Here is a 22,247-nt window from a genome sequence, read left to right as displayed (position 1 = left end):
CATCATTCTAATGGTTGTTAAAAAACAAGAGTGGCGAATTTAGAATTACTAATAGACTGGTTATATTATGATATTTTTTATTTTTCTTCTCCTTGCTATTCGTTGATATTCTATGAAAGGGCGCATTTCTGGAGCAAGAAATGTACCCTTTTTTATGAATGGATCCATTTTGGTGAATATGAGGGAGGGATATTTTATTTTAAAAAAGGAATTGAACATGAATAATGAGAAATACATCTCTATAGGTTATTGAAGGGGTGTTGTGTAAACCTTCTTCTACTTTCATTTGTAAACGATCCAAAATTAGGAGGTACTTAGTGAACAAAAGAATAGATTTTACGATACAACCACCAGAAAATTTTGAAGAATTATTGAAATTATATGAAGCGTTAGGGTGGAATTCACTTAAATTAACCGTTCATGATTTAGAACGAATGTGTAAACAGAGTTGGTATGCAATATATGCTTTTGATGAGCAGCAATTAGTGGGAATGGGACGTGTTATTTCGGATGGTGTCATTACGGCAATTATATGTGGAGTATGTGTTCTCCCAAGCTATCAGTCTAAAGGAATTGGTAAAGAAATTATGAACCGAATAATCGAACATTGTGAGCAAAAGAAAGTAATTCCTCAGCTTATGTGTGTAGAAAATTTGGAGTCCTATTATAAAGATTTAGGTTTTAAGAAATTTTCCATTGGAATGACAAAAAATATCATTCGGTAATATTATTCATATCAGATTGTGAAGGAATGTACTTAGACAAACGGGGCTAATCCAGCACAAGGAAGCGTCTTTTTTTATGGTATTTTGAAGGGTTTGTGCTAATAAAAATAGATATAATTAGTAGTTTAATTAAAATAAAGGATAGTCAAATGGCATAGAAAACAATCAATTCTCTATATACTTAAAAGATCGTTGTTCTTAATAACGATCCGAAACATTCACAAAGAATAGAGGGATAGACTATGAATATTATTCGTGCGAGTGAAGCAGAAAAAAATATAAGAAATGAGATGAGTACAATCTTTGTAGACGGCTTCTATCAATGGCTGAATTATTTTTCAAAGAATAAGCCTAAACTTTACAAGACATTTGCCCATATGTTTAATGAAGAGGTCTTCTATACGGCTGTAGTTGACGATAACATTACGGCTATAGCAGCCTGCACAACAAACAATATGCCTTCTGTAAGATTGAAATATAGTGAATTTAGAAAGCATCTTGGCTTATTTAGGGGGAGTATTGCTTATGTTATTCTCAAAAAAGAATTTGAGAAAAAGCAATATCCCTTTCAAATTTCAGAAAATATGGGTGCAATAGAGTTTGTGGCAACGTCGGTAAATTATAGAGGACAGGGTGCGGCGACTGAACTGCTGAAATCGATAATGAATTCAACTTCATACCACGAATATGTTTTAGAGGTAGCAGATACCAACATAAGTGCCATCAAGCTTTATGAAAGGCTGGGTTTTGCAGAGTTCATGCGTATACCTCAAAAGCATAGTGAAAAAAGCGGTGTCAATCATCTTGTTTATATGAAGCATGTGAAGATGAAAAGTTGAGTCCTAAAAGCCTATCCTCTGATGTGATAGCCAAAAGGACGAGCTAAAAAATCTCGGGATGAGTATGTTAATACAGAAAAAAAGTAGCAACCAAGGATATGGTTCTAATTGTAGAGGGGACCTTTCTATTCAAGAAGGATTTGTGTAACCTAAATGAATTTAAAATAAATACTAGCTTTGAATTAGCGGTAAAAAGAGGTGCTAAACGGGAAGAACGAGCTTTTGGAAGCTATGAAGAAGCCGAAAAATTGTTCATTAAAAGGTATCATACAGCTTCGAAACTCTATTTAGATCAACATTCACCTCAATTGGATGCGGATGTAGTCAGTAACAATCATAATATAAATAATCCAGATTTTGTTTTGTTTAGAATGGTTACTGATGGTTGGTGAAATGAAAATATTTAACAAAAAAATAATTAATGAAAAACATAAACGAAAATTTGTTGAAAAGAAATCTGAACAGTAACATTTGAGTCATTATTTTGTGACAAAAAAAAAGATCGATCGTCTGAACCGTGCCCTAAAATGAGATTCGCTTGGAAAGAAAGAAACACTTAGGATATTTCTAAGTACTATCTTATGTTTTCTTTTATTGTTTGCGTGTGTGTTTGCGGATATAGACTGATACTACGTAATACTGCAAATTTAGTACTAAATTTGCAGTATCTTTAGCTCTTATATGAAATTTCACTTGTAACAATGGTTAATAAGATGAATGATATTTGTATCAAATCATCTTTGGTAACCGTTTTCAATAAAACAAGAAATACAATGAAAATAATGGGATCGTCCTTAAGTAGAATGATTACAAATATATTTAAAATTGAAATAACCGTACTGATAATAAGGTTTTCACTTTGAGTATTCATTGTTTTTCCCTTCGGTTTTGTATTAGCATATATTATCAAGTGAAAAAGGTGTATGTTTTTTATTACTTATCTTTTTGACCTAATGACAGCAGTCAGTTATTTCGATTGATGATGACTAATCATTGTTCTGCCATATAGTTGGAACTGTACTTAAATCTGCTATTTATCCATTCGATATCAAGCCGAAAATAGCGTAGGAATGATAACTGGAGAGAAGTTCTCTGTTTACCGATGATTCATGTCACGGTCATCGAAGTCTTGCATGACAGGTTCTTCAGAATATCACATAGTTTATATTGGAAGCCTGGTAAAGGGCCGCTTTGGCGTGCCAATCCTATTAAAAAAATAGACTAAAGGTTTCTTGGGAGTGCTTTTCGAATAAATGACCTATGCATTGGCATAGGTCATTTTCTTGTGTAGATTGCCAAAGGAAGGGGATTTTATCTAGTGGCAGTCATCTTACAATATAAATATTCTGATGATCTGAAACACAGGTTAGAATATTTAGTTCCAATAATATCGAAGAAAAGATAGCATAACGCATGTTGCTTAACATCATACTATAAACAAAACCTTTAAACGGAGGATAATATTGTGGAGAAAAAAATGTTAAGCGTACTCATTTCCTTATGCCTGATTTGCTTCCCATTCTTATTCAGGGGTTCTACGATGAAGCAGAACTTAATCGTTTTCTTTTCAAAAGGCATCGTGTCTACTCTCATTGATACATATGTTGTGGCAGATAAACGTGTGGCCTATCCCATACGCCCCTTTCCAGGAGTGTTTAAGACCAACATCATTTTTGATATGCTGTTTTTTCCATTGTTGAGTGTGGTCTGGGTTAAACAAACGTATCATGACGGTTTATGGAAGATCTTTTTGAAAAGTTTAACCTGGAGTGTTCCCATGAGCATAACTCAATGGTTTCTTGTGAAACACACTAAGTTAATCCAATGGAATAAGTGGTCGCCATTTCATACCTTTGGTTCTGTAAGTTTCACATTATTTATCATCAGAGGGCTTGTATCCGTAGTGAAAAGAATGGATCAAGCTAAGAGTACTTAATATTAAAACGTCAACTAGAGGTTTGATCATATGAAAAAGACTCAAAAACTAGAAGTGGTGCTCTGGAGCATAGCATTTCCAGGCTTTGGGCAGTTGTTGAATGGTCATGTTATAAAAGGATTCTTATTTATTTTATTAGAATTTATCATTAATAGCATGAGTACATTTAATCTGTCTATCATGTATAGCTTTCTTGGCAGAATTTCGGAAGCCGGAGAAGTCATCCAATACCAATGGATCATGTTTTATCCATGTGTTTACATGTATGCGATGTATGATGCCTACAAATTTTCAGATGGAGAGAATCCTCCGTTATCGTTTCTTCCATTTGCTTTCGCTGCCTATTTTGTCACGATTGGAATCATGTATTCCCCCCAACCATTCCTTTCCGTTCACTTTGGTCCGATTTGGCTGCCCATGCTTGCACTAATACCGGGACTGGCGGTAGGGTTTATCATTCGGGCAATTATGTTGAGGTTTGCATATAGATGATTTCAGAGCTTGTCATAACTGGATAAGCCCTATTATTTAAGTAATGACACTACTGAAGGACTAATGGTCATAGTTGTACCGATACACAATCTTACTACCCTTCACACCCAATCGAAAGGTAGTCTCCAGCTCCACTTTGTACAAAGTCAAAAGACCCGTCGAATTCGACGGGTCTTTTTGCTTTAACCTAAGCCAATGGTGGCGCCTTTTATAAGGCGAATGATGTATTGTGAAAAGACCTTCTTCGGTAAATTCGTTAAGGATTGCCCGGTAGCTGAGGCCGTCAAATTCGTTTCTTATTCAAACCCATCGACTGCTTCAATCCGGGAAAATTTTTGCGCAAACGTCTCAAGTCATTGTCTTTCTTCACTCTACGGTCTCTTCTTGACATATGGAAGAACTTTCAGAGCCGGTTCCATTGGATAATCTGGGTGGGTTACCTGAGAGCAAACTGTCCTACCATTTTGATTCATTAATAACTTTGAATTGTAACGTCTTTTCCCAGCTGAGATGAACAATCTGAGCTGGGAAAAAATTCCCTTATAAAAAATATATTTAAATTTAAAAAAACCATTGTAAAACGCTTTCATTTTTCTTATAATTGAAAACAATCAACAACTAAACCGATTTAGTAAACCGATTTACTCGTTCGAAGAATAGGACAACGCCAAAAAAGAGATGAAAGTCAAAATTTTTTCCTTTGTTACTAAACCGATTTAGTAAAAAGGGTATGGAGAAGGATTTATGAAAAGAATAACGATTTCAGATGTGGCACAGCATGCCGAGGTATCAAAAAGCACCGTCTCTCAATATATGAATAAGCGATACGACTACATGGCGCCGAAAACAAAGGAGCGCATCCGGATGGCCATCGAGGAATTGGGCTATCAGCCGAATATCGTGGCCAGAAGTTTGAAGCAGAAGTCGACGTCCACCATTGGCGTGATCGTGGCGAATATTTTACACACCTTTTCAACACAGACGATCAGGGCAGTGGAGGACATTTGTAATGAGCAGGGGTTCCACATCATTGTCTGTAATGCAGATGACAATCCTGAAAAGGAACGTGAATATATCGAGATGCTGAGAGCGAAGCAAGTAGACGGGCTCATCATCTTTCCGACGGGAGGGAACATCGAACTGTATCAAAGGATGGTCAAGGAAAAGTATCCTCTCGTATTTGTCGACCGGATCGTGGAGGGTCTCGAAACGTCATCGATCATGCTTGATAATGAAAGCGCTATAAAAATGGCCGTCGATCATTTTGCTGAAAAGGGCTACGAACGGATCGGCATCATGACCACTTCCTTGCATCGCCATGTGACTCCCCGTGTGGAACGGATCAATGGTTTCAGAAGAGCGCTGCGAGAGAAGGGAATTCCTGTTCGTGAAGAATATATCAAGTCTATGGAACTGGAATTCATACAGGATGGTCTCCGTGACATGCTTTCAGCCAGTGAACCGCCTCGGGCATTGATTGCCGGGAACGATCTGACGTTGATCGAGATCTTAAGGTATATAAAGACAAATCATATCCGGGTGCCGGAGGAGTTGGCGCTGATCGGGATAGACGATGTATCATTTGCGAGTTTGTTTACACCGGAACTGACAACGATTGCTCAACCGACGTTCGAGATGGGGAAACAGGCTGCAGAATTATTATTGAACAAGATCAAAGACCCGGACTTTATCGAGGAAAAGCAGATTTATCGATTCATACCAGAGCTGATGATTCGGCAGTCTTGCTGAAAATGTGGAAGAAAGAGGGGGATGGCACCATGACCATGAAAGATGTAATCACCATTGGAGATGCCATGATTACGATGAATCCGACATCAAAAGGACCTATGAGATTCGTTCATTCATTTGAACGGAATGTAGGGGGGGCGGAATTGAATGTCGCCATCGGATGTGCGCGGCTGGGGTTGGATACCGGCTGGATCAGCCGATTGGGGAATGATGAATTCGGCCGTTATATCCAGCATTTTGTGAGGGGGGAAGGAATCGATACTTCCCAAGTGAAGCTGGTAGACGGGTATCCGACTTCCGTCAATTTCAAGGAAGTGTTGGAGGATGGGTCGGGACGGACGTTTTACTACCGGTTGAATTCTCCTACGCTGACCCTTACGACTGATAGTTTAGAAGAATCCTATATTGCCAATGCGAGAATCTTACATATTACAGGAGTTTTTCCAGCAATCGATGAAAAAAATGTGGCGATCATCAAGCATGCGGTCACGATCGCGAAACGGAATGGCGTCCTCGTTTCCTTCGATCCAAATATCCGATTGAAATTGTGGAGCAGGGAGAGGGCGAAGGAAGTGCTATCAGACATCCTTCCATTCGTGGATATCGTGCTGACGGGAACGGATGAGGCCGAGCTCCTGTTTGATACAAAGGATGAGAAGGAAATCATCGAAAAGTCGAAACTGCTCGGAATCTCCTATGTCGCCTTGAAAAAAGGTGAGGAAGGTTCAGTGGGCTACCACAATGGTGAAATCATTCAATCAGCTCCTGTCACAGCCAGGAAAGTGGTCGACACAGTGGGTGCGGGAGACGGCTTCGATGCTGGTTTTCTATATGGGGTCCTGCAGCATTGGCCGTTAAAGAAGATACTGATGTTTGCAAACACAATCGGCTCCATGGTGGTCAGTGTATCCGGTGATAATGAAGGGCTTCCTTATCTGGAAGATGTACTGGTCCAGCTGGGGGAGAAGGAATTTATCGAACGCTGATTCACTGGACTTCCATGGCGGAGAGAAGAAAGGGGAACTCACTCGATGATGAAGAAAATGATCGAAACGATTCTTCATGAAAACGCACTTGTGCTGGCCGGGGTTGATAAGAAAGAAACCAATGAGCTGCTGAAGAAGATCAAGGAAGCAACGCGCATCTTTCTGTATGGAGAAGGACGTTCGGGATTGATTGGCAAGGCATTCGCGATGAGGCTGATGCACTGTGGATACGATGTGTATGTCATTGGCGAGACGATCACCCCGAGCATCGACAAAGGCGACCTCATGATGGGAATCAGCGGATCGGGCACTTCGTCTTCGCTTTTACATCATTTTTCGAAAGCGGAAGAAGTGGGTGCTACTCCGTTTGTAGTAACCGCTTCCACCCAACATGGGCTGCCCCCGGATTGCACACTGGTGATTCCGGCAGCGACGAAGCACCGGCGCAAGGAAGAACCGGCAACGATTCAGCCGCTTGGAAGCCAATTCGACCAAAGCGCACACCTGCTGCTGGATGCCATCATTCTTGCCCTTCTTGAAGGAAAGGGTCATAACGAAGAACTGTTACAAAGACATGCGAATGTAGAGTAGCAATCCAAATTTAGTATGGTGGTGAGAACATGGGGGAAGTGAACGTATCACATGAGGAGCTGCGGCAATGGACTGCCGCAAAACTTGTCGGGGCAGGCCTGGAGCCGCATCATGCCGGGGTTGTTGCCGACGTCCTGGTTCATGCCGACCTCCGAGGCGTCAGTTCCCACGGAGTTCTGAGAACCGAGCACTACGTCAGAAGGCTGCATGAAGGGGGACTGAATAAGAACCCGGCATTCTCGTTTGAACAGACCGGACCTTGTTCAGGAATTTTCAATGGGGATGACGGCCTCGGTCATGTCGTGGCAAAGAACGCGATGGAAGAGGCGATCAAACTCGCGAAGCAAAGTGGGATCGGAATGATCACCGTCACAAACAGCAGTCATTGCGGGGCGTTATCCTATTTTGTCCAGCAGGCAGCCGAAGAAGGACTGATCGGTGTCGCGATGACGCATACCGATAAGATCGTCGTCCCGTTTGGCGGATCGGAGCCCTTCCTGGGAACGAATCCGATCGCGTATGGGTTCCCGGCAAAGAACCACAAGCCCATCATTTTGGATATGGCGACGAGCAATGTGGCCCTTGGGAAAATCCTTTACGCAAGGGAAGTAGGGAAGGACATCCCAGAAGGATGGGGTGTGGATGAACAGGGAAGTGCTACGACGGACCCCAATAAAGTAAGCGCATTAACCCCATTTGCAGGTCCAAAAGGATATGGACTCGGCATGGTGGTGGATATCTTCTCAGGACTATTAGCCGGCGCAGCCTTTGGTCCCCATATTTCGAAAATGTATGGCGACTACAACGAGTGTCGGAAGCTGGGACACTATGTGTGTGCGATCAATCCTTCCTTTTTTACAAATAAAGAGGATTTCTACTGCTCGATGGACAGGATGATCGATGAGATTCATGGGGTGAAGCCCGCTGAAGGTTTTGATCAGGTATTCGTACCAGGGGAGCCTGAACAGATAAAGGAAGAGAAACATCTGAGAGAAGGGGTCCCGATGACCGAAACCGTTTATCAGTATCTGCAATCAGGAGAGTGACGATTTATCTTGAAAGGGGTGATGAGGAGAGGGGCATTTTCTTCAGGAAGATCAAACTCTTTAACGCATGTTCAAGGCGGAAATGAAAAAACAAGGGGGATATGAAAATGAAAAAATTCAAATGGGTTGCGATGATCACAGCGATCATGTTGCTTCTTTCAGCTTGTGGATCGGAATCATCTTCAGGCAGCGGAGGAGAAAAGATAAAATGGAAATTCGGACATCTGGCGGATGAGAATCATATCTGGCATCAAACAGCTTTGGAGTTCGCTGATTTAGTCAAAGAAAAGACGGACGGCCAAATTGAAATTACGATCTACCCTAGTAATCAGCTCGGCGGGGAAACCGATACGATCAACAGCATCAAAGCTGGAACGGCGGACCTGGTCATTTCAGGTGAAACGATGGCGAACTGGTCTCCGAAAGCTGCCTTGATGGCGGTACCATACGCATTCAGAGATGCAGAACACCTTCAAAAAGTGGTGGAAGGCGACATCGGTAAGGAGATTGAAGAAGAGATCAAAGATAAAGTGGGTTTGACGCCTCTTTATTACCATACACGTGCACCTCGTAATTTAACGTCAAAAGAACCGATCAGCACGCCTGACGATTTGAAAGGTTTCAGTATGCGCGTTCCGAACGTCCCTTTATTCCTTGATGCATGGAAAGCGGCAGGAGCGAAACCGCAGGTCATGGACTTCAATGAAGTATTTACCGGCTTACAGCAAAATGTGATCGATGGTCAGGAAAATCCGGTTGACCTTATCCACAGCGGAGGGTTGTATGAAGTGCAAGACTATGTGAATGAAACAGAGCATGTGTATTCATGGATTTATATCCTTGTAGGAAACAAGCAATTTGAAGAATTGAGCGATGAAAACAAGAAAGCGGTTCAAGAAGCGGCCAAGGAAGCTCAAGCTTTCGGGAAAGACCTTTTCGACAAAGAAATCACCGAGTATGAGAAGAAGCTGAAAGATGAAGGTATGAAATTCAATGAAGTCGATCAGGATGCTTTCCGTGAAGCGATGAAGCCGGCGATCAAAGAGAGCTTGACCGACGAACAGTACAAATTATATGAAGACATCCTGGCAGTGGAATAGACCATGTAAGGCATATGTGAAGCATATGCCTTCTTTATAGAAAGGAGTGGGGAAGAATGAAAGGGACAAACATCCTTACACGGACGTTGGAAGCGGCGACGATTTTATCGTTTCTGGGTGTTATCGTAGTGGTGCTGATACAAATCCTTTCCCGTTATTTACCATACACAGCCATATGGACAGAAGAACTCACGAGATTCCTATTTATCTATGCGATTTCCTTCGGGGCTCCGCTTGCACTGAAGAATAAAGAATTCATCAGCGTGGATATCTTGACGGGATTACTGCCCAACAAAATTCATGAAATATACGAAGCGTTCATTTACTTAGTCGTTGTCGTTCTTTCCTTTGTCATTGCCTATCATGGATATACGTTTATATCCGTCGGAAAAGGGCAGACATCAGCGACAATGGCCGTGGATATGTCCATCATTCATGCGAGCATTACGATATCCTTTGTGTTCATCACCATCTATTCGATCATGCATGTCATGAACGCATTCATGAGTCCCAAAGAAAGGAGTGAAAGCTGATGTTAGCAGCCATTTTATTTATTTCATTTTTAATCCTTATCTTTATCAGTGTGCCTATCGCATTCAGCTTAGGGATCTCTTCCATCATTTATCTGCTTATCGCCGACATCCCTCTTTCCATCGTCCCTCAAAAAATGTTTGCAGGGTTGAATTCCTTCGTATTGCTTTGCATACCTGGATTCATTTTGGCAGGAAACTTGATGAATGCCGGCGGGATCACAGAGCGCATCATCGGCTTTACGAATCATTTTGTCGGACATATCAGAGGGGGACTGGGCCTTGCGAATGTCGGTTCTTCCATGGGGTTTGCCGGCATTTCGGGTACCGCCCTCGCAGATACGGCGAGTATAGGGGCCGTAATGATTCCGGCGATGAAAAAAGAAGGGTACGATGCGGACTTCTCGGCAGCCGTCACCTCGTCATCATCGACGGTGGGGCCGATCATTCCGCCGTCATTGCCGATGATCATTGTTGGAACTCTGGCGAGCGTATCGATTGGGGATTTGTTCTTGGCCGGTGCCGTTCCTGGTGTCCTGCTGGGATTAAGTTTGATGCTCGTCACGTATGTCATTTCGGTGAAACGGAAATACCCGAAAGGTGAACGACAGCCAATCAGTGTGATCGCTAAATCGTTTACAGGTGCTTTCTGGGCATTATTAATGACCTTTGTTATTTTGTTTGGGATTCTGGGAGGCTACTTTACGCCAACAGAAGCTTCCATCGTAGCCGTTGTGTATGCGTTAGTGGTCGGAATGTTCGTCTATAAGGAATTGAAATTCAAAGATCTTCCTAAGATTCTACTGGATTCCATGGTCAGCACGGCCTCCATCATGTTCCTGGTGGGCTTTGCCAATTTGTTCGGATGGATCTTGGTGAGTGAGCAGATTCCGATCCTCGTGGCAGATGGAATCCTGGGTATTTCCGAGAATCCGATTGTTGTCATTCTATTAATCAACTTGCTGCTGCTGTTTGTCGGAACATTCATGGAAACCATCGCAGCGTTGGTCATTTTATTCCCGGTCTTGTTACCGGTCGCATCGAGTGTTGGAATGGACCCTGTTCATTTCGGCGTGATGATGGTGCTGAACCTGGTCATCGGATTATCCACTCCACCAGTCGGGGTGTGCTTATTCGTTGCCTCGAGTATCGGGAAGGTATCCATAGGGAAAACGTCAAAGGCATTGCTGCCCTTCCTGGGAGCGAGTCTTGTCGTGCTGCTACTGGTAGCCTTCATTCCAGAAATCACACTATTCCTGCCTGGTTTATTCAAATAGATTACTAGAAAGAAAAGGAGTTGCTTATCCATGAAAGCGGTTCAAGTCACCGGACCACATCAGTTGAGCATTGTGGAAAGAGAGAAGCCTGTCATCACCCATGAACAGGACGTTTTGATCAAAGTAAAAATGGTCGGCATCTGCGGATCCGACATTCATATTTATCACGGGACCAACCCCCTTGCGACCTTACCGAGAGTCATCGGACATGAAGTCACCGGGGTAGTAGAGGCTGTCGGGGATGGAGTAGCCACCCTTTCTGTTGGAGATAAGGTAGTCATTGAACCAATCGAGTCCTGTGGCCGATGCTATGCGTGCCGGTCAGGCAGGGGAAATGTGTGCAGCAACCTGGAAGTTTACGGGGTCCACCGTGACGGCGGCATGCAGGAATATATGGTCATCCCGCATAAGCTGGTCCATAAAGTGAACGAAGAACTGGACTATAAAGAATCGGTCCTGGTCGAACCGTTTACGATCGGGGCACAGGCGAATTGGCGCGGTGATGTCAGGGATGGGGACACTGTCTTCATCATGGGCGCCGGACCGATCGGGCTCTGCTGTCTTAAAGTCGCGAAAACAAAAGGCGCCACCGTGATCATCAGTGATTTAAATGAAAGCCGCCTCGCTTTTGCCAAAGAGTGGGGGGCTGACCATACGATTGATGCTTCCTGCGTCAATGTCATAGAAGAAGTCATGGAGCTGACGAAACAGGAGGGAGCAAATGTGGTCATTGATGCCGTCTGCATCCCGCAAACCTTTGAACAAGCCATCGAAGCCGCATCAGCAGCAGGACGGGTGGTTGTCCTTGGGTTCGATGAAAGGCCATCCCAAATCACGCAGCTGCCGATCACGAAAAAGGAAGTGACGATCACCGGGTCAAGACTGCAGACTAATCAATTTCCGGTAGTCATCGAGATGTTCAATGACAGGACAATCGATACGAGGGGAATGGTGACGCAGGAATTCCCGCTGAACCGAATCGAAGAAGCGATCCACTTAATCGAGACATCACCAGAAGACGTACGGAAGGTGGTCATTTCATTCGGGTGATGCGGAAGACTCTAAAGAAGGAAGGAAAGATGCGCTATGATCAGAAAAATCGACATACTGAATCGAATGATGGAGTCCGGAGTAGTGGCAGTGGTGCGTGCAGAAAATAAGACAGATGCAGAACGGATATCGGATGCCTGCATCCAGGGCGGGATCAAGGCCATCGAAGTCACCTTCACAGTCCCGGGGGCTGAAGAGGTGATCCGCTCCCTGAAAAGCACGTTCAGAACAGAAGAACTCATCCTGGGGGCTGGGAGTGTCCTAGATAGCGAGACAGCGAGAATTGCCCTATTGGCGGGAGCAGAATATATTGTCAGTCCCTGCTTTGATAAAGAAACGGCTAAGCTGTGCAATCGATATGGAATTCCATACATGCCCGGCTGCATGACGATTACAGAAATGAAGACCGCTATGGAATATGGTGCAGATGTCGTTAAGTTATTCCCGGGGAATACGTTCGCCCCTTCCATCATTTCATCCATTAGAGGGCCAATCCCTCAAATCTCTGTGATGCCTACCGGAGGGGTCAACCTCCAAAATGCAGCAGAGTGGATCAAAAGCGGGGCGGTTGCCATAGGAATCGGAAGCGATCTGACCAAGCCTGCGTCCCTGGGAAACTATGATGAAGTGACAAAACTGGCCACACAATATTGCGAGATTGTGAGAGAAGCAAGAGCGGCAAAAATGTATACATAAGAAGAGGAGGTTCGATCGATGAAGATGACATTCAGATGGTATGGAGAAGGAAATGATAGTATTACCCTCAAGCAGATCAAACAGATACCTGGTGTGGAAGGGATCGTCTGGGCGCTCCATGATGTCCCTGCCGGGGAAGAGTGGCCCTCAGACAAAATAGAGGAAGTTAAGAATCAGGCAGAACGATTCGGTTTGAACATTGATGTTGTGGAAAGTGTAAACGTACATGAAGATATAAAGCTTGGTTTGCCTTCCCGTGATCAATACATTGAAAACTACAAACGAACGATCGAAAAATTGGCAGCTGCCGGTGTAAAAGTGATTTGCTATAATTTCATGCCGGTCTTTGACTGGACAAGAACCGATTTATTTAAGGAAATGGAAGATGGTTCAACGGCTCTATTCTTCGAAAAAGCAAAAGTGGAAGATATGGATCCATTCGAATTGGTCGATAAAATCTCCAGTAACTCCGCTTTCACCATGCCTGGATGGGAACCAGAAAGATTGTCAAAGCTGAAGGAGTTATTCGAAGCCTATAAACAGGTCACTGAAGAAGACTTATTTGATCACCTCGAATATTTTCTAAAAGAAATCATACCGGTCGCCGAGGAGAACAATATCAAAATGGGAATCCACCCAGATGATCCGCCTTTCTCCATATTTGGATTGCCGAGGATTATAACAAATAAGCAAAATATCAAGAGAGTCCTTTCTCTTGTGGACAGTCCTTCCAATGGAGTGACCCTATGCAGCGGATCCCTCGGTGCGAACCCTGATAATGATATAGCGGATATGGTCAGAGAGTTCTCCGATCGAATCCCATTTGCTCATATCCGTAATGTAAAGGTATATGAAAATGGAGATTTCATAGAGACATCCCACAGGTCGGAGGATGGATCTGTCGATATCCTTGAAATCATAAAAGCATACCATGAAAAAGGTTTTACAGGATATGCAAGACCTGACCATGGCAGACATATTTGGGGAGAAGAGTGCAGACCTGGATATGGCCTTTATGATCGAGGGCTGGGCATCATGTACCTATGGGGAATATGGGATTCTCTAGAACGTGCGGGGAGGAATGGATAATGTTACCTCAACATGAAAGCTTGAAAGGAAAAGTGGCTGCAGTTACGGGAGGCAGCGGGGTACTCTGCCGTTCGATGGCCAAAGAACTCGCCAGGCAGGGAGTGAAGGTCGCGATCCTGAATCGGACAGCAGAGAAAGGAGAGGCAGTGGCCAAGGAAATCAGAGAGACAGGTGGTGAAGCCATCGCCATCTCTTGTAATGTACTCGATGCTGAAAGTGTGAAGAAAGCGGAAAAGGTTATCATCGAAGAATTGGGCATTTGTGATATCTTAATCAATGGAGCAGGCGGTAATCACCCTCGTGGTACCACTTCTAACGAAACATTAAACGTGGAAGACTTGGACACAGAAGGTATTCAAACGTTCTTTGACCTTTCTCCAGAAGGGTTTGGATTTGTCTTTGACCTTAATATCCTTGGTACACTGATTCCGACCCAGGTTTTCGCGAAAAATATGGTGAATCGGAAAGGTGCTGTCATTATTAATATGTCCTCCATGAGCTCACCGTCTCCCATGACGAAAGTTCCCGCCTATAGTGCAGCGAAAGCAGCGATCGATAACTTTACCCAATGGCTCGCTGTTCACATGGCTGACTCTGGAATTCGCATCAACGCTATCGCCCCTGGCTTCTTTTTGACCGAGCAAAACAAGGCATTATTAACCCATGAAGACGGTAGTTTAACAGAGAGATCAACCAAAATCATCTCTCAAACCCCGATGCGCAGGTTCGGTAAACCCGAGGACTTACTGGGCACGTTACTATGGCTTGTAGACGAAGACACGGCAGGATTTGTAACAGGTATTACGGTTCCTGTTGATGGTGGATTTATGTCTTATTCGGGGGTTTAAGGATGTTAGAAACCCATTCGATGCTAAAATGTTTATGAACTTAAAAACAAGAGTGAACCGGATTTTGATTCAATTCGGTTCACTCTTGTTTTGGGTTAAATAGCGGAAATCTGATAAGTTAATTCTTTTTATCTGAATATTAAAAGTTATCCAAAAATAATATTGAACTGGGATACAGTATGTCATATAATAAAATGCAAAGGAGAGATAATATGAAAAAAATATCAAATACTCTTATAAGAGAAAACGCTTTCGCTGAATTAAGAAGAATGATTCTCTCTCAAGAAATTAAGCCGGGTGAAAAGCTGAATGAAAAGGAGGTAGCAGAACAATTAGGTGTTAGTAGAACCCCTGTCAGAGAAGCATTTCATAAATTAGAATTGGAAGGTTTAGTGGAAATCTTCCCAAGACGTTATTGCTTGGTTAAGGGTGTGACTCATGGTTGTATTCGTGAAATTCACCTGATTAGGTCCCAGTTAGAGCCTATGGCTGCTTACCATGCTGTTGACCACTTGTCGGATGAGGATATTGATCAATTAAGTAGTTTAATAGAAAAAACAAAAGAACTTATGGTTGAAGGCAATGCTCAAAAAATCATGGAACTGAATGATCAATTTCACCGAATCATCAATGAAGCGTCGAATCTTTCTAGAATCGTATCAATATTGAACAACATGCAAGATTACATTGTATCTTTCAGATATTCTTTCATTTCAAGACCGGAACTCGCGCAAAGGTCAATTGATGAACACGAAGAAATATTGTTTGCATTGAGAAAGAGAGATAAAGAATTAGTGAAAAACTTAGTAACGCAGCATTTAGAGGGCATCTCGGAATATGAAGATGTGATCTTGGAAGATCTAAAACCGGTCCCTAATTAATCAAATGAAATCCACAAAAAGGAGTGTGTTTCTATGATAAGAAAAAAATTGGAGTTAAGATGGATGGTTTCTATTCTATTCACAATGGCTATTTTGTTATCGGCATGCAGCAATGAAGCTGGAAAGGCGGGAGAAGATAAGCCAATAACTTTAAGCTTTGCTTATGAATTACCAGAAGACCACCCTTGGGGACATGGTGCTACGAAATTCAAAGAGATAGTAGAGGAAAAAACGAATGGGGAAGTGAAAGTAGAGGTTCATGGAAATGGGTCTCTTGCAGCATCCGGTAGGGAGATACAAGAAGGGGTGAAAATTGGAACAATCGACATAGGTATTTCTTCCACGCCTCTGTCTCAAATGAATCCATACCTGGATTTGTTCTCATTACCCTACATTTTTAGTAGTCGTGAACAAGCGTGGGAAGTACTAGATGGAACCGTTGGGGAAGAGGTTGGAAAAAAATTAAGTGAGCACAACTTAACCTTCTTAGCTTATTGGGAAGATGGGTTTAGACAGATAACCAATAATGTCCAACCAATATCAGAGATTGATGATTTTAAAGGATTGAAGATTAGGGTACCTGAAAGCGATGTCAGACTTGAAACATTTAAAGCGTTAGGGTCGAGTCCTTTACCTATGGCATGGTCTGAAGTATTTACAGCCTTACAACAAGGATCCATCGATGGTCAAGAAAATCCTTTATCTGTTGTGAGCAGCTCCTCTTTCTATGACGTTCAGAAATATTTGACCATTTCTAATCACGTTTATTCACCGGCGACACTATTTATCAATTCTTCTAAATGGGATTCACTAACAAAAGAACAACAGAACATCATTCTTGAAGCTGCTGGTGAAGGAAGAGATTTGAATCGTAAAATGAACCAAGAACAAGACGAGGAACTGGTAAAAGGGTTAGAAGAGAAAGGGATGGAAGTAACAGTGATTGAAGACGTCAAACCATTCCAGGAAGCTACCAAACCAGTTTGGGATCAAGTATCAAAAGAGATTGGCGGAAATTCACAAGAACTAATAGATGATATTACTAAGACACAGTAAAGGGTTGGTGTTACATGAAGAAAGTACGCCACTATATACATCTTTCTGTTAAAAGCATAAACATTCTCGTCATGTTTTTCATGTTTTTAATCTTGCTAATACAGGTCTTAACGAGAAAGTTTTTCAATTATCCTTTATCCTGGCCGGAAGAATTATCATTGATCACAATGATTTGGATTACTTTTTTTGGAGCTTATCAATGTACAATTGAGGGAAATCACTTGAAAATGGATTTTCTGGAAAGTAAAATCCCTGAAAAAATCAAGCCTTATCTTTTGATCATTTCTAAAGGATTCGTCATCTGGTTTTTATTCATCACATGTTACTGGGGATGGACCTTCATTCAAAAGGCTGGAAATATAAAAATGCCGGTATCCGGTCTTCCTATGGGGCTTCCTTATTGTATTATTTGGATTAGTTTTCTTCTAATGTTATGTGAGTTTGTGATTCAAATAATCTTCCATATTAAAGAAATATCAAACCCGACAAATGGTAAAGAGGAGGGTGAAGAATGCTCCCACTCTTAATGTTAATATTCATTCTCCTTTTTCTTGCTATAGGAGTTCCAATTGCATTCACACTTGGCCTAACAGCTGTAATCTTCATTATGTATTACTCGGACATCACGTTAGAACTGATTATTCAACAACTTTATTTAGGTACAAATAGTTTCCCACTTTTGGCCATTCCCTTATTTATGTTTGCTGGAGCATTAATGAATCACGGTGGAATATCGGTGAGATTAATTAATTTTGCTCTCGCCATTATTGGAATGGTAAGAGGTGGTTTAGGAATGGTCAATGTTGTGGCATCGGTCTTCTTCGGTGCGATAACCGGAACTGCAGCTGGAGCGAGTGCAGCAGTAGGACAAATCATGATTCCGGCCATGAAAGAAAAGGGGTATTCACCAAGTTTCGCAGCTGCGGTAACCTCCGCAGGATCATCTCTTGGTATTATTATTCCTCCTAGTGTACCAATGATTCTGTACGGCTCTATCTCTGGATTATCCGTTGCGAGCTTGTTTTTAACAGGCGTTCCTATTGGCATTGCGATTGCGATAGGTTACATGATTGTCGTCTATATCATATCTACCAAGAAGAAATATGATTTTAAAGAAAATCCTTTTTCCTGGACCCTGGTGTTTAAAACCTTTATCAATGCCTTACCTGCATTACTCGTCCCAGTGGCCATAATGGGTGGCATCTTAACGGGATTCGCAACACCTACTGAGTCGGCTGCTATCGCTGTACTATGTGGAATCATTGCAGGATTAATTTATAAACAATTAACATGGTCAAGCTTTATAAAAGCTTTAAATGAAAGTGTCGTCAATACGGCACTGGTGATGCTGATCGTAGCGACAGCCAAAATACTCGGATTTTCATTTTCATCTCTTGGGATCGGACGAATGATGCTGGAACCGATTATGGGATTCACAGATAACACGATCATGTTGATGTTAATTGCCAGTCTGATTCTATTCATTGGTGGTTTCATATTTGATGGAACTGTCATGGTCCTTGTCATTGTGCCTCTGTTTTTACCTTTGGTTCAAGCCACATCCATTGATCCTATGCAATTTGCTATGGTGGTCATTATCGTATGGGCAATCGGACAGCAAACACCTCCTGTTGCCAGTGGGCTTTACATAACAACCGCAATAGCAAAGGTCAGTATGCTTCAGGTAAGCCGGTACAATGTCTGGTTTATACTCGTTCTATTTATAGCTTTAATCGGAATGATTTTCTTCCCGGATGTGATGTTATATATCCCAAGATTAATGATTTAATCATTTCTAATAAAAAGGAGAATGCTAAATGAATTTTACAAATGTCGTTCAAGTGATTGATACCCACACATACGGGGAACCTACAAGAGTCATTAATGGAGGATTATTAAAGTTAAAAGGAAATACAGTGGCAGAGCAACGGGATTATATGGTTGAACACTATCAATGGTTCAGAAACTCACTAATTCAAGAGCCACGAGGACACCGTGATATGTTCGGGGCTGTATTACTACCTCCATTACAAGAAGGAGTGGACTTTGGCGTTATTTACATGGATAACGCGAACTTCTTGAATATGTGTGGTCATGCAACAATCGGAGTGGCAACGGCGATTGTGGAAACGGGACTAGTAGAAATTAAAGGTGATGAGACAGAACTTGTTCTTGAAACCCCTGCAGGTCTGGTTTATCCACGTGTGAAGGTTGAAAACAATCGAGTCACTTCCGTAACATTTAAAAATGTTCCCGGGTTCCTTGAAAAGCAGGATGTTGTCATAAACGCAGGAGAACTTGGTGAGATCACAGTAGATATCAGTTTCGGTGGAAACTATTTTGCCTGGGTAGACATTGACCAATTAGGTGAGACAATTCATGTGTCCAATGGATCGAAATTAAAAGCAATGGCAAAAATCATTAAGGAAGAAGTGAATAAAGTGGTAAAGGTGCAACATCCAACGAAACCATATATCAATCATATCGATATCGTAACATTCTTTGGAAAACCTACCATTCCAGAAGCAACCTATAAAAATGTTCACGTCTTTAGTGAAAATCAAGCGGACCGTTCACCAGGTGGCACAGGGACAACAGCAATGGTTTCAAGAATGATTGGAAGAGGAGAACTGGAAGTTGGGCAGGAAATCATCTGTGAAGGATTCATTGGCGGAAAATTTTACGGTAAAGCGATTGAAAAATTAGCTCTCGGAGAAAAAGAAGCCTATTTAACAGAAGTGAAGGGGTCAGCCTTTATAACAGGGTTTAATAATATCTTAATTGATTCTAATGATCCATTTAAGCATGGGTTTATGGTGGATTGAGTAAATAAAATTGGGACCAGGTACTCTGTACGTTTGTTCTTTAACGCACCGGGGACGGGTCTTCAATTTAAGCATATTCAGGTGTACGGATGTTTCAATAAGAAAGCCAGTAATCATAGCGATTACTGGCTTTCCTTATTCTTTGAACGACGGGGACGGTTCTTATGCTTTCGAAGCAAGAGAGCCGTCCCTGTGCTTTGTTCGCATTATTGGTAGTTGATGATGGCAGGGCTCGGGTCCATTTTCAACACATCCTCGGGCTTCATGACGGGCTCATCCTTATCATAAAAGATCTTGAATGCGCCATACTGTTTCGGTTCATCACGTATGTACTTCCGGTACAGGGCCTGCTTGTCCGCAGATGCTCCCCAGCCGTCAAAGTTTATGGCGATTTCGACGTTGTTTGTCGGTTCAATCGCATCTTTATTCGTCAGTACGGCACCGGTGAATTGGTGGATGAGGACGAATTTATCCGGGAGGTTGTTCTTTTCCGTAAGCTCCGATACATACTCGACTGCCTTCTGGATTTCCTTGCCATCCACTTGTCCGAGATCCTCTCCGGGTTTTTCCCCTTCAGCTACGTGGAATTCCGTATCGATTGCCAGGTGAACATGAGGGTGCTTAAGCCACTTCTCAGTCATTTTCACCTGCTCCATGACCGTGTCCGTTCCGAGCTGAATATCGAGCAGCACCAGTGCGTCATGCTTCACCGCAAGCTCCACATACGTTTCAATATTTTCCTCCGACGTCATTCGCACATAGTCTCCATCAGGACCAGGCTCACTCTGGGCCATTGTCGTAATCAACTCGATCGTCGGGACCGCCGGACGGTCGGGATCAGCGTCGGAATAGGCCTGCGTCTGTTCCTTCAGCTTCTTCATATACTCCTCAGGCTCCATCTCGCCCAGAATCCCCATATGTTCAGACTCCGGCGTCCCATAGTAGGCGACCAACCGATGATCCTTTAATGGTCCATCGGAGGGATCTTTCACCCCGTCTGCCAGCGTTTCACCCGCAGGAACCGTACGCTCGGGATTTCCGCCCTGCGCCTGCATATCAGGCATTTCCTGCTGTTCCTCTTCTGACAGGCTATCCTTCAAAGACACAGCATCTTCAGACGGTTCCAACGGTTTAAAGGGCTTTTCGTGCTTTTCTGGTTCTTCTTTTTCCGTTTTTTCCGTGTTGGATTCGTCCTGTTCGGAAGCCGGCGCTTTCTTCTCACTCTCCTCTGTGGTCGAAGGATCAGCGCACGCTCCCAGTATAAGTAATCCAGCTGCAAATAGCAGCAATAATTTTTTCATTGCCTCACACATCCTTTTTATATAGAAGAATATGGAGGACTTTAACACATTTTCCTGTACTTGAAACCTATGTAAAGAAATTGATAGAAACTCTTAATCCAAACGTTAATGGGGACAGGTTCCCTGTCCCCTTTGGTGGGACAGCGGGGACAGGTCCCTTGTCCCAGAAGTGACTTTTATAAAAGGGAGGAAATGGGATTTAGATTAAGGAGTATGCGAGGGGGAACGAGTTGGGGGGTTCAGATTGAAATGAACGGAATTCCGTCTAGTATTAAGCCGTTTAGTAGACTAATGGACTTACAAGACTTGAATTTGGGAAAATACATAGATTTGTATCTACTTTGGTATGCCTAAGGGAAATCCCGAATTTCTCACTCCAAAAAGTCAAATCTTCTTCTCTTTCCTTCCTATTTATCATAGTGGTGAAAAAACAGGGACGGACCTCTGCTTCTTACAGCAGAGGTCCGTCCCTATGCACTTAAATATTAATAGGTGAAGGAAGAATATCCAGCGCAGGGTAAGCTCTTTATTTTTGAAAATTTGTCTTGAGTGTGATTCTCTAATTTTGAAATGTCTTAAAAATGATGGTTAGGAAGTCTTATGAAAAACTGGGAAGATACAATGGAAACCATTTCATATGTTTTTTAAAAAATATGACAGATAATTTTTTACAACCATAAGAAACAGGATATAAGAGAGAGTGGCCTTGTTCGTGTATAGGCACCGATAACCATGCTTCGCCTTAAGTTGTTGCATAATCAATACAACGTTCTGCAAAGTCCAGTACCTCTTCTAAAACGGGTATAGGCCAGTTTCTTCGGCAGGTTTTGTAAAATGAAACGGGGTATGCAACTCCTAAAGTGGATATCCTGGCTGTTGTAGTCAGGGACGATAAACTATTGATGGTCAGAGAAACGACAGATGGTGACTGGTCGCTTCCGGACGGTTGGGGTGACATAGGACTGACCCCAGGTGAAGTGGCGGTCAAGGAAGTAAAAGAAGAGTCAGAGTTTGATGTGAATGCAACCAAATTGCCGGGAATACTTGATAAGAAGTGCCACCCGCTAATCATTACTGTTGTGTTAGCAAGATTCCACTCTGTCTCATCTTTAAGGTTCATCCGAGCCTTGTTTTTTTATTCTTCTTGCATGGATTCTTCAAATTCCTCGAATGTTCTCCATTAAAAATTCAAATACTTAGGTAATGGCAGATCAATCCTTAAAGGGTGGT

General features: G+C 42.6%; 22 protein-coding genes and 1 pseudogene. 22 read left to right on the top strand and 1 reads right to left on the bottom strand.

The window, feature by feature from the left end; translation table 11 throughout:
* The first annotated feature begins 317 nt into the window (after positions 1-317).
* From AC6CIB_RS08165 to AC6CIB_RS08065, 21 genes are all read left to right on the top strand, one after another.
* Positions 318-725, top strand: a complete 408-nt coding sequence (locus tag AC6CIB_RS08165) for a GNAT family N-acetyltransferase (protein ID WP_498279511.1) — start codon at positions 318-320, stop codon at positions 723-725.
* Positions 726-967: 242 nt separating this feature from the next.
* Positions 968-1,564 (top strand): GNAT family N-acetyltransferase, encoded by a 597-nt coding sequence (locus AC6CIB_RS08160; protein ID WP_498279509.1) that lies wholly within the window; start codon positions 968-970, stop codon positions 1,562-1,564.
* A 98-nt stretch (positions 1,565-1,662) separates the two neighbouring features.
* A complete protein-coding gene (locus AC6CIB_RS08155) occupies positions 1,663-1,956 on the top strand; it encodes a nucleoside/nucleotide kinase family protein (RefSeq protein WP_498279507.1) in 294 nt (97 codons plus the stop codon).
* A 1,148-nt stretch (positions 1,957-3,104) separates the two neighbouring features.
* Entirely contained in the window at positions 3,105-3,500 is a 396-nt protein-coding gene (locus tag AC6CIB_RS08150; protein WP_498279505.1) for a CBO0543 family protein, read from the top strand.
* Between the two features lie 30 nt (positions 3,501-3,530).
* A complete protein-coding gene (locus AC6CIB_RS08145) occupies positions 3,531-3,992 on the top strand; it encodes a hypothetical protein (RefSeq protein ID WP_498279503.1) in 462 nt (153 codons plus the stop codon).
* A 744-nt stretch (positions 3,993-4,736) separates the two neighbouring features.
* Positions 4,737-5,741: a LacI family DNA-binding transcriptional regulator gene (locus AC6CIB_RS08140; RefSeq protein ID WP_498279501.1), complete on the top strand. Its 1,005-nt coding sequence runs from the start codon at positions 4,737-4,739 to the stop codon at positions 5,739-5,741.
* Between the two features lie 35 nt (positions 5,742-5,776).
* Positions 5,777-6,727 carry a sugar kinase gene (locus AC6CIB_RS08135; protein WP_498280521.1) on the top strand — a complete coding sequence of 317 codons (951 nt, stop codon included), beginning with the start codon at positions 5,777-5,779 and terminating at the stop codon, positions 6,725-6,727.
* Positions 6,728-6,772: 45 nt separating this feature from the next.
* Positions 6,773-7,318 (top strand): 6-phospho-3-hexuloisomerase, encoded by a 546-nt coding sequence (gene hxlB, locus AC6CIB_RS08130; RefSeq protein WP_498279499.1) that lies wholly within the window; start codon positions 6,773-6,775, stop codon positions 7,316-7,318.
* Positions 7,319-7,347: 29 nt separating this feature from the next.
* Complete coding sequence (allD, locus tag AC6CIB_RS08125) at positions 7,348-8,364, top strand: ureidoglycolate dehydrogenase (protein ID WP_498279497.1); 1,017 nt, start codon at positions 7,348-7,350, stop codon at positions 8,362-8,364.
* A gap of 107 nt (positions 8,365-8,471) precedes the next feature.
* On the top strand, positions 8,472-9,464 hold the full coding sequence (locus AC6CIB_RS08120) for a TRAP transporter substrate-binding protein (RefSeq protein ID WP_498279495.1): 993 nt from the start codon (positions 8,472-8,474) through the stop codon (positions 9,462-9,464).
* Positions 9,465-9,520: 56 nt separating this feature from the next.
* Positions 9,521-9,997 carry a TRAP transporter small permease gene (locus AC6CIB_RS08115; protein ID WP_498279493.1) on the top strand — a complete coding sequence of 159 codons (477 nt, stop codon included), beginning with the start codon at positions 9,521-9,523 and terminating at the stop codon, positions 9,995-9,997.
* The gene (locus AC6CIB_RS08110; protein WP_498279491.1) at positions 9,997-11,271 is read left to right on the top strand and encodes a TRAP transporter large permease; all 1,275 of its coding nucleotides are present in this window, start codon (positions 9,997-9,999) and stop codon (positions 11,269-11,271) included. Before AC6CIB_RS08115 ends, AC6CIB_RS08110 begins: the two co-directional genes overlap by 1 nt.
* A gap of 30 nt (positions 11,272-11,301) precedes the next feature.
* Positions 11,302-12,321: a zinc-binding alcohol dehydrogenase family protein gene (locus tag AC6CIB_RS08105; protein WP_498279489.1), complete on the top strand. Its 1,020-nt coding sequence runs from the start codon at positions 11,302-11,304 to the stop codon at positions 12,319-12,321.
* 36 nt (positions 12,322-12,357) lie between these two features.
* A complete protein-coding gene (locus AC6CIB_RS08100) occupies positions 12,358-13,017 on the top strand; it encodes a bifunctional 4-hydroxy-2-oxoglutarate aldolase/2-dehydro-3-deoxy-phosphogluconate aldolase (protein WP_498279487.1) in 660 nt (219 codons plus the stop codon).
* Positions 13,018-13,035: 18 nt separating this feature from the next.
* Positions 13,036-14,106, top strand: a complete 1,071-nt coding sequence (gene uxuA, locus AC6CIB_RS08095) for a mannonate dehydratase (protein WP_498279485.1) — start codon at positions 13,036-13,038, stop codon at positions 14,104-14,106.
* Positions 14,106-14,954: an SDR family oxidoreductase gene (locus AC6CIB_RS08090; RefSeq protein WP_498279483.1), complete on the top strand. Its 849-nt coding sequence runs from the start codon at positions 14,106-14,108 to the stop codon at positions 14,952-14,954. The genes uxuA and AC6CIB_RS08090 overlap by 1 nt, the downstream gene beginning before the upstream one ends.
* Before the next feature lie 212 nt (positions 14,955-15,166).
* Positions 15,167-15,835: a GntR family transcriptional regulator gene (locus AC6CIB_RS08085; protein ID WP_498279481.1), complete on the top strand. Its 669-nt coding sequence runs from the start codon at positions 15,167-15,169 to the stop codon at positions 15,833-15,835.
* Positions 15,836-15,868: 33 nt separating this feature from the next.
* On the top strand, positions 15,869-16,891 hold the full coding sequence (locus AC6CIB_RS08080; protein ID WP_498279479.1) for a TRAP transporter substrate-binding protein: 1,023 nt from the start codon (positions 15,869-15,871) through the stop codon (positions 16,889-16,891).
* Between the two features lie 14 nt (positions 16,892-16,905).
* Positions 16,906-17,418 carry a TRAP transporter small permease gene (locus AC6CIB_RS08075; protein ID WP_498279477.1) on the top strand — a complete coding sequence of 171 codons (513 nt, stop codon included), beginning with the start codon at positions 16,906-16,908 and terminating at the stop codon, positions 17,416-17,418.
* On the top strand, positions 17,403-18,680 hold the full coding sequence (locus tag AC6CIB_RS08070; RefSeq protein ID WP_498279475.1) for a TRAP transporter large permease: 1,278 nt from the start codon (positions 17,403-17,405) through the stop codon (positions 18,678-18,680). Before AC6CIB_RS08075 ends, AC6CIB_RS08070 begins: the two co-directional genes overlap by 16 nt.
* Positions 18,681-18,708: 28 nt before the next feature.
* Positions 18,709-19,716 (top strand): proline racemase family protein, encoded by a 1,008-nt coding sequence (locus tag AC6CIB_RS08065; protein ID WP_498279473.1) that lies wholly within the window; start codon positions 18,709-18,711, stop codon positions 19,714-19,716.
* Positions 19,717-19,922: 206 nt separating this feature from the next.
* Here the strand turns inward: AC6CIB_RS08065 and AC6CIB_RS08060 are convergent, their stop codons facing one another.
* A complete protein-coding gene (locus AC6CIB_RS08060) occupies positions 19,923-21,017 on the bottom strand; it encodes a hypothetical protein (protein WP_498279471.1) in 1,095 nt (364 codons plus the stop codon).
* Positions 21,018-21,850: 833 nt separating this feature from the next.
* On the opposite strand from AC6CIB_RS08060, the pseudogene AC6CIB_RS08055 reads away from it, so the two are divergent.
* A pseudogene (locus AC6CIB_RS08055) lies at positions 21,851-22,081 on the top strand (NUDIX domain-containing protein); the annotation flags it as partial.
* Positions 22,082-22,247: the final 166 nt, after the last annotated feature.

This window comes from Rossellomorea sp. GQ25 (genome assembly GCF_059758515.1).
This window is presented reverse-complemented; position numbering and strand designations above follow the sequence as displayed.